This window comes from Leifsonia sp. GW821-FHT13C05 (assembly GCF_058806515.1).
Window position 1 is genome coordinate 61,147 of the sequence record NZ_JBXAPT010000010.1, and the last position, 12,766, is coordinate 73,912.

Consider the following 12,766-nt stretch of genomic DNA (forward strand, 5'->3'; position numbering starts at 1 on the left):
TCATGGCCGCAGAGCCCATGAGACTCCTTGACGTCGTTGACGTCCATAGTGACGAAGGTCCGGGCAAGCCGGTTCTCGTCGGTACGCTTCGCGCTTCCTACCTGGGTGGGCGAACGCTCGTGGGCAGTTCGTTCGAATACGCGCAGTCCTATCTTTCCAGTCCACGTCGCTATGCGATCTCGCCAGACCTCCCACTCGTCAGCGGAAAGCAGTTCTCCGGTGAAGACGCAACGCTTTTTGGGGCATTCGCTGACGTCACGCCGGACGACTGGGGGGCCGGGCTGATCGACACCGAATACGCACGTCTGCGCGAAGACGGCTCGCCTCGCTCGATCGGCGAGTTCGACCACCTTGTGCAGCAAAACGATGCAACACGGATGGGCTCGCTGCGCTTCACCGCACAGGGAGCATCCCGTGACGATGGTGCCTGGCTGACGGCGGGGATGCACACGGGGCTCAACGCACAGGACGTCCACCGTATCGCCGAGGCTGCGAGCCGGTTCGAGGAATACGAGGCAACAGACGAAGACATCGAAATCCTCGGTTTCGCCGGCTCCAGCCTCGGTGGCGCGCGCCCGAAAGCGACCATCGAGGAGAGTGACGGCTCTCTCTGGATGTTGAAGCTCCCGTCGAACCGCGACCGTCACTCCGATCTCGAGGCCTGGGAGGCGACCGCACTCGACATCGCCGAGCAGGCCGGCCTTCGCGTGCCGCGGCGCCGCCTCATCCGGCTGGCTGAGCACGAGTCCTCGCTGCTGATCGAGCGTTTCGACCGTGCAGGCGAGCATCGGGTCGGGTTCATCTCAGCGATGACGGCGATGGAGCTGACGCCGCAGAACCAGGGGGCGACATACGCGGACTTCGCCGACACCATCGACCGCCTTGTGTCGGTGTCTGCCGCAGCGGACCTCCGAGAGATGTTCCGACGCGTCGCGCTCACCGTCCTCGTCGGCAACGTCGACGATCACTGGAAGAATCACGGCTTCGTCCGCGAGCGTGGAACCTGGAGGCTGAGCCCGCTTTTCGACGTCAATCCGAACCGGGCCGGCAGCCGGGTCCGCTCACGCCGGATCAGTGACCGGGACGACCCGACGAATCGCGACATCCGATTGCTCATCGAGACCAGAGAGGTCTACGGGCTCACGGCCGTCGCTGCAGCGGAGGCGCTGGCTGGAGTGGTCAGCGCAGTCGGAGCGTGGGGAGCGACGGCGGCCGGCAATGGTATCTCCGCTGCGGAGATCGAGAGAATGGCTTCAGCCTTCGACGAAACCCAGAGAGCGTACGCCGCCGAGTTCATGGCCAAACACTTATAGCCGCCGCGCAGCACCAAGCTGAGCGCCTCACCCCCTACGAGCTCTGCCGCACCACCAGCTCCGTCGGCAGCAGCGTCACCCTGTCCACCGGTTCGCCCTCAATGCGGCGCACCAGGACCTCCGCCATCGTCTCGCCCAGCCCGACCGACGGCTGGTGCACGGTGGTCAGGGGCGGCGTCGCCGTGAGGCCGAAGTAGTCGTCGTCGTAGCCGACGACCGCGATGTCGCCGGGGATGCTCAGGCCGGCCTCCAGGATGGCCGAGTATGCGCCGGCAGCCATCTGGTCGTTGGCGGCGAACAGGCCGTCGATCGGCACGCCGCGGGCGAGGAGGCGGCGCATGGCTTCCATGCCGGACATGGGGGAGAAGTCGCCGTACTCGACCAACGAGGTGTCGAGGCCGTGCGCATCCATCGCCCTGTGCCAGCCGGTGAAGCGGTCGAGGCCGGCCGGCATGTCCTGGGGGCCGGTGATGAGGGCGATGTTGCGGCGGCCGCGCTCGATCAGGTGCTCTGTCGCGCCCGCCGCTCCGGCGACGTTGTCGACGTCGACGAAGGAGGCGTTGTGCTCTGTCTCGCTCACCGGGCGGCCGCCGTAGACGATCGGCAGTGTCGAGCCGAGTTGCGCGTACGAGTGGTCGCCGGAGTGGTGGGAGACGACGAGGGCGCCGTCGACGTTGCCGCCCATCAGGTACCGCCTGGTCTTGTCGGGGTTCAGCTCCGACGAGATCACCATGTTGAGCGTGTACTCCGTGTCGGCCAGGTGCAGGGCGACGCCCTGGACGATGGATGCGAAGAACGGGTCGGCGAAGACCTTCGCCGTCGACTCCGGCACGACCAGGGCGATCACCTGCGTGCGACGGGATGCGAGGGAGCGGGCGGCGCGGTTCGGCACGTAGTTGAGGTCGGCGATGGCCTTGGTGACGGCCTCCGTCACCTCGGGCGTGACCTTCGTGGAACCGTTCACGACGCGGGACACGGTGGCGCGCGAGACTCCCGCACGCGCCGCCACCGCTTCGAGGGTGGGAACGGCGCGACCGTCCACCTGCTCCGACGTCATCGGGTCACCTTTCTACCGCAAGACCCATGCTAGAGCCGACGGGCTCGGCGGAGCGGCTGGGCGTGGCGGCCGTGCTCCGTGCCTCCGCGATCAGCCGGGCGAACGCGTGGCCGGACTCCTTCACGGTACGCTCCTGCGTCTCGTAGTCCACCCGCACGATCCCGAAGCGCTTTTCGTATCCCCAGGCCCACTCGAAGTTGTCGAGGAACGACCACACGAAGTAGCCGCGCACGTCGGCACCCTCCGCGATGGCGGAGCGGACGGCATCCACGTGGGCGAGGATGTACGCCTCGCGTTCCGTGTCGTGGATGCGTCCGTCGTCAGCGACCGTGTCGTCGTACGCCGCGCCGTTCTCGGTGATGTACAGCGGGGGCAGCGTCGGGTACTCCTGGCCGAGCCGGACGAGCAGGGTGCGCAGCCCGTCCGGGTTGACCTCCCAGCCCATCGCCGTCTGCGGCAGGTGCCGCGACGGGAACGTCACGTACTCGCTGCCGACGAACGGCGACGACTTCGGCCGGTCCGTCGGCGTGAGGCCGGGGACCGCATCCGCCGGCAGTGGATGCCCGGAGACGTTGTCGTCGTGGTAGTGGTTCACGCCGAGGAAGTCGATCGGCTGCGCGATGGTGGCGAGGTCGCCGTCGTGCACCAGCTCCTCGAAACGGTGCTCGCGGAGGTCGTCGAGCACGTCGTCCGGGTAGCTGCCGAGGAGCAGCGGCTCGAGGAACATCCTGTTCCACAGGCCGTCGATGCGGCGCGCCGCCTCGCGGTCTGCCGGGTCGGACGGGTCGTTGGGCACGGCGTTGGTGAGGTTGAGCGTGATGCCGACGCGCAGCGCAGCGGCGGAAGCGGCGGAGGACGCTGTGCCCGCGCCCGCCGCATCCCGCAGCGTCTGCACCGCGAGTCCGTGCGCGAGGTGCTGGTGATGCAGCGCCGCCAGCGCTGCGCGCGGCTCCCGACGACCGGGAGCGTGCTCACCGGCCGCGTACGCGATCAGCGACGAGCACAGCGGCTCGTTGAAGGTGGTCCAGTGGCTCACCCGGTCGCCGAGAGCGTCGTAGACCGCGGCAGCATAGTCACGGAAACGGTACGCCGTGTCGCGGTTCGCCCAGCCGCCGGCGTCTTCGAGCGTCTGCGGCAGATCCCAGTGGTAGAGCGTGAGCCACGGCAGGATGTCCGCATCCAGCAGCTCGTCGACCAGGCGGCTGTAGAAGTCCAGCCCTGCGCGGTTCACGAAGCGGTCGCCCGGCTTCACACGCGCCCACGAGATCGAGAACCGGTACGACTGCAGGCCGAGCTGCTTCATCAGCGCGACGTCCGCCGGCATCCGGTGGTAGTGGTCGACGGCGACCTCGGGGGTGTCCCCGCCGGCGACGGCATCCGGGATGCGCGCGAAGTGGTCCCAGATGGAGTCCTCTTTGCCGTCCTCGTGCGCTGCGCCCTCGATCTGGGCAGCGGCGGTCGCCGACCCCCACAGAAAACCAGCAGGCCAGTCGGTGGTCTGGAAGGTCATTCTTAGCCTTTCACCGCGCCGGCCATGATGCCGGAGACCAGCTGCTTGCCGGCGAGCACGAAGAGGATGAGCAGGGGGATGGTGGCCATGACGGCACCGGCGAGCACGATCGAGTAGTCGACGTACTTGGCCGACTGCAGCTGGCTCAGCGCGACCTGCAGGGTCGGGTTCTGCGGCACGACGAGCAGCGGCCACAGGTAGTCCGTCCACGCGGTCATGAAGGTGAACAGGCCGAGAATCGCCATCGCGGGACGCGCGGCGGGGACGCCGACGTGCCAGAACGTGCGGATCATGTTGGCGCCGTCGACGCGCGCGGCCTCGATCAGCTCTTCCGGGATCACGTCCACCAGATACTGCCGCATGAAGAACACGCCGAACGCGGTCACCAGGGTCGGGATGATGACCGCGCCCAGGGTGCCCGTCCAGCCGAACTGCTTCATCACCATGAACAGCGGGATGATGCCCAGCTGGGTCGGCACGGCGAGGGTCGCGATGACGAACACCATCAGCCCCTCACGGCCGCGGAACTTCAGCTTCGCGAACGCGTAGCCGGCGAGCGTCGAGAACCCGACCACCGAGATGGTGATGATGCTCGCGACGATGAGCGAGTTGCCGAGAGCGAGCCAGAACGGCACGGTGTCGAGCACCTGCGCCACGTTCGTCCAGAACTGTCCGCCGGGAAGCAGGGGAGGGTAGGTGGAGGTGAGCACGCTGCTCGGGCTCGACCCGGCGACGACGGACCACCACAGCGGGTAGACGCCGCCGATGAACACGACGATCAGCAGCCCGTAGGTGAGGAAACCGGGGCGGCGGTCGATGCCGAGCGCGCGGCGCTTCGGCGCCCGGCCCTTCTGCGAGCCGGCCTTCGGCGCTGCCGCCCGGGGCGAGCGCTGCTCTGCCTGGCCGTTGCGGTCGACGGTGGCGGTCATGATCTCTTCTCCTCGCTTGCGGCGACCAGGGCGAGATCGCCCTCGGTGGCCGTGTCGTCACTGTTCCCACTGCCCGCGTCACCCGCCCCCGCCGTGGCGCGCGAAGCCGCCAGCCGACGTGCGGTGCGTTTGGCGCCCATCCGGGCCTCTGTGGATGCGATGCGCCGGGAGATGAGGAAGTTCAGCACCCCGAACGCGACGATGATGATGAACAGCAGCCAGGCGATGGCCGAGGCCTTGCCGAAGTTCTGGCGGTTGAACGCCATGTCCCACAGGTAGAGGACGGTGGTCTGGTACTGCCGCTGCGGCCCGCCCGGCACGGCGCTGGACGGGTTGAACAGCTTCGGTTCCGTGAAGATCTGCAGGCCGCCGATGGTGGCCGTGACGATGACGAAGATCATCGTGGGCCGGATGCTCGGCAGCGTGATCGAGAAGAAGCGGCGGAACGCGCCCGCGCCGTCGAGCGCGGCCGACTCGTGGATGTCGCGCGGCACGGCCTGCATCGCGGCGAGCAGGATCAGCGCGTTGTAGCCGGTCCAGCGCCAGTTGACCATGGATGCGATGGCGACATGCGCGGGGAACGTCTCGGTCTTCCAGTTGATCGGGGAGAGGTGGACGGACTGCAGCAGGTTGTTGATCAGGCCGTACTTCTCGTCGAAGGCGCTGGAGAAGATGAGGGTGACAGCGACGGGCGTGACGACGTAGGGGATGAGGACGCTCATCCGCCAGAACGTCTTGGCCCGGATGTTCTGGTCCAGGATCGCGGCGATCAGCACGGCGCCGATCAGCTGCGGGATCGCGGACAGCAGGAAGATGCTGAGGGTGTTGAACAGCGAGTTCCAGAAGAACGGGTCGCTCAGCTCGGCGGCGTAGTTGCCGAGGCCGACCCACTCGCCGGGGCCGGTGAGGAGGTTCCACTTGTTCAGCGACACGACGAACGTGTAGACGAGCGGGAACAGTCCGACCAGGCCGAACAGCACGAAGAACGGTGCGATGTAGAAGTAGGGGGACGCCTTGACGTCGAAGCGACTCAGCTTCTGACGCGGGGTCAGGGCGCGGCGCGCATCCCGATCCTGCTTGCGGCGGTCGCTGCGGTCTGTGCGGTCTGTGCGGTCGGCGGCGCCTGTGCCATCGGCGTCGGCCGCGGTGGGCGGTGTTGTCACGGAGGTCATGCGCTGGTTCTCCCCAGGGTGCGGGCCCCCGCCGCCTGCGCGGCGGGGGCCCGGTCGGTGCTGGATGCTACTTGTTGACGACCAGCTGGTTGAGCAGCTTCATCGCGTTGGCCCAGGCCTGGTCGCCGTTCGCCTTGCCGGAGTCGAGCTCCTGCACGGACGGGCCGAAGACCTGGGACTGGATGACCGAGTCGTCCGGCCCCTTGTACTGGGCGACGACGCCCTTCGCACGCTCGGCGAGGATCTGACCGATCGGAGCGTTGTTGAAGAACTTCGTCAGGTCGCTCTCGCCGGTCACGCCGGAGTCGGACTGCGCTGCGGTCACGGACGGGAAGGTGCCCGCGGCCTGGAAGGTGGCGACCTGCGACTTGGCGGTGGTCAGCCACGCGGCGAGGTCAGCGGCCTCCTTCGGGTGCTTCGACTGCTTCGGGACGGTCAGGAACGATCCACCCCAGTTGGCTGCGCCGCCGGGGAAGACGTTGGCGAAGTCCCACCCGGTCGCTGCGTCTCCGCCGCCGGCCTTGACCTGGCCCTGCACGACGCCGAGCATCCAGCCCGGGCAGACGAACGTGGCGAACGAGCCGTCGGTGAACGCCTTGCCCTTGCCCCAGTCCCACTGGGTCTGGTTGGAGGAGAGGCCGGCAGCCGCTCCACCGGCGAGCTGGCTCCACAGGCCCTTGAGCGTGGAGTTGTCCTCGATGTTGAGCTTGCCGTCCTTGGTGTAGTAGCCCTCCGGCTGCTGGTTCACCATGGCGTTCCAGAGGAAGCCGGACTGGTCGTAGAACGGCTTGCCGCTGGCGGCCTTGTACTGCTGGCCGACCTTGAAGTAGTCCTCCCAGGTGGCGTTGTCCCCGCCGAACAGCTTGGCGACGGAGTCGCGGTCGCTCGGCAGACCGGCGGCGGCGAAGAGCTTGCTGTTGTAGCAGAGACCCTCCGGCCCGATGTCGGTGCCGTAGCCGATGATGCGGCCGTCCTTGTCGGTGGCCTGCTTGAGCTTCCAGTCGACCCAGCGGTCCTTGATCTTGTCGGCTCCGTAGTCCTTCAGGTCGTTGAAGTCCGTGGAGACCTGCATGACCTTGCTGAGCCAGCCTTCTTCGACGGCCTGAACGTCGGGGAGGCCGCTTCCGGCCGCTTCCTTGGTCTGCCAGTCGGTCAGGGCGTTGTCACCGGTGTCGATGTTCGTCGCCTTGATCTTGATGTTCGGGTGCTCCTTCTCGTACTGCGAGTAGAGCTTGTCGAATCCCATTGTGCCGAACGTGGTGACGGTCAACGTGATCGGGTTCGAGCTGCTGCCGCTGTCTCCACCGCTGGATGAACATCCTGCGGCGAGGAGGGCGAAGGATGCGGCGCCTGCAACGGCGGCGACAACCTTGGTGCGTCGTGAGAACTTCACGGTCACTCCCTTGTGTGCGTGGTCTGGTGGTGGGGCGCTGAGAGCGCTCTCAACCACTGGTGTGAGAGCGCTCTCACGCGTTGCCACAGAGAATATGCAGGCATTGCGGGCGGTGTCAAGCGCGAGCGTGGTCGCGCTCTCATCGGCACCAATCCGCGGATGTGTAATTCTGCCGCTCGCGCCGTGGGTGATTCTGCGTCTTGCCCAACAATTCCGGGGGTTCGGGACGCAAGGAACGCCGTCGTGAGGCTGTCATGGCGACTCTGCGCGGTCGTCGCGTCGTGACCGAATCGTTACCGTCGCGGGGCGCGGTTCGGGGCTCGCGCACCCACAACGCACAGCGGCCGCCGCCCGCGAGGGCGACGGCCGCTGGATGCGCTGGAACCTACTCCGCAGCCGGCTTCGGGCGCTGCGCGCGCAGGGAGGCCGTGTCGGCTCCCGGCTCGATCAGTGCGCCGAAGTCGTCGGCAGCTCGGTGGGCGAGGATGCCCGTGTCGTACTCCTCGTCGCTCTCCGCAGCCACGGTGCCGGCGAGCACGCGCTCGCGGTCGGCAGCCGCATCCGCTGCGTCGGCCGCGTCGTCCGCGGCCTCCTGGAGGGCCGACTTGGCCCGCAGCGGCGGCGTCTTGAAGAACCAGGTGAGCACGAACGCGATCAGGACCACGATCAGCGCCACCCAGTAGACCTCGATGGCCGACTGGTTGAAGCCGACCAGGAACGGCTTGGAGAGCCGCTTGTCGGCGCCGTTCAGGAACGACGTGTCGTCGAGGCTGGCGCCACCGGCGGAGTCCGACTTCTTCAGCTGGGTCTGCAGCGTGGGCACCGCCTTCTCGACCACCTGCGAACGCTGGTCGGCGTTCGAGAAGTCGATCGGGGCAGCGGGCACCTTCGTGGCCGCGATGTCGGCGGGGACGCCCTGGGCGACCAGCTGTGCGACGGCCGCGTCGTGCGCGCCCTTTTGCGCGTTCGCCTCGAGCGGGGTCACGATCTTGTTGTAGATCGTGTCCATGATCTGCTTGTTCTCCGGCGCGCTCGCCACGGACGGCGTGAGTGCCGCATCCAGAGCATTGGTCAGCGTCGGCTTGTCGCTCAGCGAGGTCTGGATGTTGCCGGGCATCACCGTGAACAGCAGCGACAGCAGCACGGCCGTGCCCAGCGTTCCACCGATCTGGCGGAAGAACGTGGATGCGCTGGTCGCCACACCCATGTCCTTCAGCCCCACCGAGTTCTGGCTGGCGATGGTGAGCGTCTGCATGAGCTGGCCGAGGCCCAGGCCGATGAGCAGCATGGCGCCGGCGATGAACCAGTACGAGCTGTCGAACTTGAGGAACGTCAGGTAGAAGAACCCGCCGGACAGCAGCGCCGTGCCGATGATCGGGAACTGCCGGTAGTGGCCGGTGCGCGAGATGATCTGGCCGGAGGCGATCGAGGAGATCATGAGGCCGAGGATCATCGGGAGCATCTGCAGGCCCGACTCCGTCGGCGTCGCGCCGAGCACGAGCTGCAGGTAGAGCGGCAGGGTCAGCATGGCGCCGAACATCCCGAAGCCGACGAACACACCGATGATGGTGGCCATCGAGAAGGTGGAGGAACGGAACAGCTTGAGCGGGATGAGCGCGTCGTCCTTCATCGCCATCTCGACGAGGATGAAGGCCACGATGCCGATGGCGCCGACCACGTAGCAGGCGATCGCCCCGGCGCTGTCCCAGCCCCAGTCGCGTCCCTCCTCCGCCACGAGCAGCAGCGGCACCAGGGCGACGACGACCGCCGTCGCGCCCCACCAGTCGATGCGGGCGGAACCGCGTTCTCGCTTCGGCAGGTGCAGGAACCGCATCACGATGAAGAGTGCGATGACACCGATCGGCACGTTGATGAGGAACACCCAGCGCCATCCGGCGATCCACAGGATCTCGTTGGCGCCGGCGAACAGGCCGCCGACGAGCGGGCCGATGAGGCTCGAGATGCCGAAGACGGCGAGGAAGTATCCCTGGTACTTGGCGCGCTCGCGCGGGGCGAGCATGTCGCCCATGATGGCGAGCGGCATGGACATCAGGCCACCGGCGCCGAGGCCCTGGATGGCGCGGAACACCGCGAGCTCGATCATCGAGGTCGAGAACGTGGCGGCGATCGAGCCGACCACGAAGATGACGATCGCGAGGATGAACAGCGGGCGGCGGCCGAAGATGTCGGACAGCTTGCCGTAGATCGGCGTGGAGATCGTGGAGACGATGAGGTAGGCGGTGGTGACCCACGCCTGCTGGCTCAGACCGTGCAGATCGTCGCCGATGGTGCGGATGGCGGTACCGACGACCGTCTGGTCGAGGGCGGACAGGAACATACCGGCCATGAGGCCGAAAATGACGAACAGGATCTGACGGTGCGTCATGATCGCGTTCCTCGGTGCGGCGGGCGCCGCGGATGCTTGGCTTGACATGAATCTCCGAGTCGAGAGTCTGATGGGGACGCCCGAGCCACGGGAGTCACACCGGTGTGGGGCACAAAAAAATTTGCGGAGAGTGCAAAGTTACACCCGGTGCGACTGTTTCAGCAACGTGAAGTAGTTGTCATATGTAAACGTTCGCCACAAGCGAACGCGTATCCCGGATTCCGCGCATTCATGCGGATGTATGGATCGAATCCACGCGAACCACACCCCCCGCACAGGTGTCACCGAAAAACCAGGCGTACCGTGAAAGGAGACCCGAATCCGACGCCCCCCAATTCGACATTCGATCTGAAGGTCCCATGTTCCGCCAATCCCGTACGACCTCGTCGCGCCGCCTCCTCGTGGCAGCAGGCTTCGCCGCAGCCACCGCGCTCATCCTCACCGGATGCGCGGGCGAACCGTCGCCCATCACCAAGGCCGTGGCCGGCGCATCCCCGTCGTCGGAGAGCACGAGCATCTCCACGATCCGCCCGGCAGCAGGCAGCGTCTCCGGTGCAGGGACGGTCACCATCTCCGGCAACAACCTCGACGACGTGAAGAGCGTGCAGATCGGCGGCCAGCAGGCCACGGTCACGCACACCAGCGACAGCAAGGTCGTCGCCGTCGTCCCTCCCGCCGCCAACTACCAGGCCGGCGCCGTGGATGTGGCGCTCACCGGCAAGAACGGCAAGGCCATCGCGAGCAGCGACAAGGCGTACGACTACAAGGTCGCGACGCCGGTGGACAAGCAGCTCGCATACGCGATGACCTACTGGAAGAACTACAACACCGCGGAGTGGGGCGACCTCAACCCGGTGGGCGGCGACTGCGCCAACTTCGTCAGCCAGTCCCTCATCGCCCGCGGCTGGCAGATGAACGCCGACTGGTACAACAAGGACGCCGCGGCCGACTGGAGCCCTGCCTGGGGCTACGTGCCGTCGATGGATGCGTACTTCCAGGCGAACGCCGCGGCTCTCGGCCTCACGGAGTACCCGCTCGACCAGCGCGACAACATCAAGGTCGGCGACATCGTGATGTTCGACTGGAACGACAACGACTCCCTCGACCACGTGCAGATCGTCTCCTCCGTGCAGAAGGTCGACGGCAAGGTCGTCATCAAGATGGTCGGCCACAACGAGGACACCGACTACCGCGACCTCGACACGACGATCACCGTCGACCACCCCGGCGCCATCGGCCACTTCTGGAGCCTCTCCAAGTAGCCTGCACGCCCGCCGCGACGCGGCTGGGAGTACCGCTCCGCTGCACCGCGCCGAGATATGCTCATCGCGTGAACATGGGGGAGCTTCGACCGCGTCGTGCCCGCGCGACGGCGGCCGCGCTTCTCGGCGGTGCGCTGATCGTCGTCGCGGCACTCAGCGGATGCGCGACGGGCGGGGCGACGGCGGCCGACCATCCACGGCGCTCCGGCACGCCGCACTCGAAGCCGTCGCGCCCGACGGAGGACCCGTCTGCGTCGTCGCGCCCGACGCCGACGGTCACGCCCACGCCGACAGCAGTCGGCTTCGACAAGGCGGCGCAGTCGGTCGACGATCCGGCAAGCACCTGGGTCGTGGCGAACAAGCAACGGGGGCTGAAGCCGCCGGAGTACGTCCCGGGCGACCTGGTCTACCCGGACGTGACGTACGTGAACCGCCAGCCGATGCGGCAGGAGGTGGCGACGGCGCTGGTCGCGATGTTCGCCGCAGGCAAGGCGGAGGCCGGCCTCGAGTTCTCGGTGCAGAGCGCATACCGGTCGTACGAGTCGCAGGTGCGGGTCTACAACGACGACGTGGCACGCAACGGCCAGGCGTACGCGGACACCGACACGGCCAGGCCGGGGCACAGCGAGCACCAGACCGGGCTCGCCGTCGACATCAGCGCCGTCCCGGCGAAATGCTCCCTCGCCGCCTGCTTCGCGCAGACACCGCAGGGGGAGTGGCTCGCGGCGAACGCCTGGCGGTTCGGCTTCCTGCTGCGGTATCCGGCCGACAAGGTGCCGGTCACCGGGTTCACGTTCGAGCCGTGGCACTTCCGCTACATCGGTGCGCCGCTGGCGGCCCAGCTGCACGCGACCGGCGTGACGACGCTGGAGGAGTTCTTCGGGGTGCCGGGCGGCACGACGTATCAGTGAGGTGCGCCGCGGACGCGAGTTGCTGACCTCGCTGACGAGCTGACGCACGTATTTCTTCGAGCGTGGCGTCATCGAGGCGCACATTCTGCGTCTCTTCTGGTGACGGCGGCCGCACCTGCTGCCCCCGTTACCGAAACCCCCGACTCGATGAAGGCACTCGATGACTATCGCCGACGACGACGCACCATACGTGCTCGGCCAGCAGCGCATGACGCTCGCTGAACTCCGGGCAGAGCTCGAGCGGGTGCCCGCCGGCGCACCCGCGCGCCCTGGTCCGTTCTGGCGGTCGCCGGTGGTGGTGATCGGCGCTGCCGCGGTGATCTCGGTCGGCGCCCTCGTGGCCATGTGGGCGGCCCTCGTCGCTACCTCGGTGTGACCGTGCCGGCCATCGACCATCCGCTGATCGGGGAACTGATCCGCTGGTCCAGGGACGGGAACGTGCTCGTCGGGCTCGCGGGCGGTTACGACGACGACAGAGACAGCATCCTGCTGTTCACCGACGCGCTGCGCGAGGTGAGCATCCTGGTCCCCGCTGTGGAGTGCCGGCGGATGCGCGGCGCCGACCGTTCTTTCGACGCCGAGCGGACGCAGGGCGAGCGCGACGCGTACCATCGTGGGCTGCTGGATGCGCGGACAGCGGTTACGCAGGTCGCCGCTGACCTGGCGATGTCGGGAGACGTGCAGCGCTGCTCCGGTGTCGCGCGCGCGTTCGAAGCGGTGGAGGAGTTGGTCCTGGGGCACGGCGATTAGTCCGGCGCAGTGCCGGAGAGAAATATCTGAGAATTCCCCAGCAGTCGCGTCATGTTCCGCGTGCTGGGGACTCTCTCTCGGTT

The 12,766-nt window shown here is 67.4% G+C and carries 11 protein-coding genes; 5 read left to right on the plus strand and 6 right to left on the minus strand.

The annotated features are described in order from the left end of the window. The first annotated feature begins 2 nt into the window (after positions 1 to 2). Positions 3 to 1,313 (plus strand): type II toxin-antitoxin system HipA family toxin, encoded by a 1,311-nt coding sequence (locus AC1ROC_RS19915; protein WP_493001924.1) that lies wholly within the window; start codon positions 3 to 5, stop codon positions 1,311 to 1,313. Positions 1,314 to 1,347: 34 nt separating this feature from the next. Here the strand turns inward: AC1ROC_RS19915 and AC1ROC_RS19920 are convergent, their stop codons facing one another. From AC1ROC_RS19920 to AC1ROC_RS19945, 6 genes are all read right to left on the minus strand, one after another. Further along, the gene (locus AC1ROC_RS19920; RefSeq protein ID WP_168688403.1) at positions 1,348 to 2,370 is read right to left on the minus strand and encodes a LacI family DNA-binding transcriptional regulator; all 1,023 of its coding nucleotides are present in this window, start codon (positions 2,368 to 2,370) and stop codon (positions 1,348 to 1,350) included. Positions 2,371 to 2,374: 4 nt separating this feature from the next. Beyond that, positions 2,375 to 3,880 carry a GH1 family beta-glucosidase gene (locus AC1ROC_RS19925; protein WP_168688404.1) on the minus strand — a complete coding sequence of 502 codons (1,506 nt, stop codon included), beginning with the start codon at positions 3,878 to 3,880 and terminating at the stop codon, positions 2,375 to 2,377. Positions 3,881 to 3,882: 2 nt separating this feature from the next. Beyond that, positions 3,883 to 4,809 carry a carbohydrate ABC transporter permease gene (locus AC1ROC_RS19930; protein ID WP_085369653.1) on the minus strand — a complete coding sequence of 309 codons (927 nt, stop codon included), beginning with the start codon at positions 4,807 to 4,809 and terminating at the stop codon, positions 3,883 to 3,885. Beyond that, on the minus strand, positions 4,806 to 5,981 hold the full coding sequence (locus AC1ROC_RS19935) for a carbohydrate ABC transporter permease (protein WP_493001925.1): 1,176 nt from the start codon (positions 5,979 to 5,981) through the stop codon (positions 4,806 to 4,808). Before AC1ROC_RS19935 ends, AC1ROC_RS19930 begins: the two co-directional genes overlap by 4 nt. Before the next feature lie 67 nt (positions 5,982 to 6,048). Next, on the minus strand, positions 6,049 to 7,374 hold the full coding sequence (locus AC1ROC_RS19940; protein ID WP_085369650.1) for an ABC transporter substrate-binding protein: 1,326 nt from the start codon (positions 7,372 to 7,374) through the stop codon (positions 6,049 to 6,051). 385 nt (positions 7,375 to 7,759) lie between these two features. Continuing rightward, positions 7,760 to 9,760 (minus strand): MDR family MFS transporter, encoded by a 2,001-nt coding sequence (locus AC1ROC_RS19945; RefSeq protein WP_247597251.1) that lies wholly within the window; start codon positions 9,758 to 9,760, stop codon positions 7,760 to 7,762. A gap of 359 nt (positions 9,761 to 10,119) precedes the next feature. On the opposite strand from AC1ROC_RS19945, the gene AC1ROC_RS19950 reads away from it, so the two are divergent. The 4 genes from AC1ROC_RS19950 (at position 10,120) to AC1ROC_RS19965 (ending at position 12,683) form a co-directional block, all read left to right on the plus strand. Then, on the plus strand, positions 10,120 to 11,022 hold the full coding sequence (locus AC1ROC_RS19950; protein ID WP_493001926.1) for a DUF1287 domain-containing protein: 903 nt from the start codon (positions 10,120 to 10,122) through the stop codon (positions 11,020 to 11,022). A gap of 74 nt (positions 11,023 to 11,096) precedes the next feature. Continuing rightward, complete coding sequence (locus AC1ROC_RS19955) at positions 11,097 to 11,933, plus strand: M15 family metallopeptidase (RefSeq protein ID WP_085369645.1); 837 nt, start codon at positions 11,097 to 11,099, stop codon at positions 11,931 to 11,933. 160 nt (positions 11,934 to 12,093) lie between these two features. Further along, entirely contained in the window at positions 12,094 to 12,309 is a 216-nt protein-coding gene (locus tag AC1ROC_RS19960) for a hypothetical protein (protein ID WP_085369643.1), read from the plus strand. A 2-nt stretch (positions 12,310 to 12,311) separates the two neighbouring features. Beyond that, complete coding sequence (locus tag AC1ROC_RS19965) at positions 12,312 to 12,683, plus strand: hypothetical protein (RefSeq protein ID WP_143465817.1); 372 nt, start codon at positions 12,312 to 12,314, stop codon at positions 12,681 to 12,683. Positions 12,684 to 12,766 lie beyond the last annotated feature (83 nt).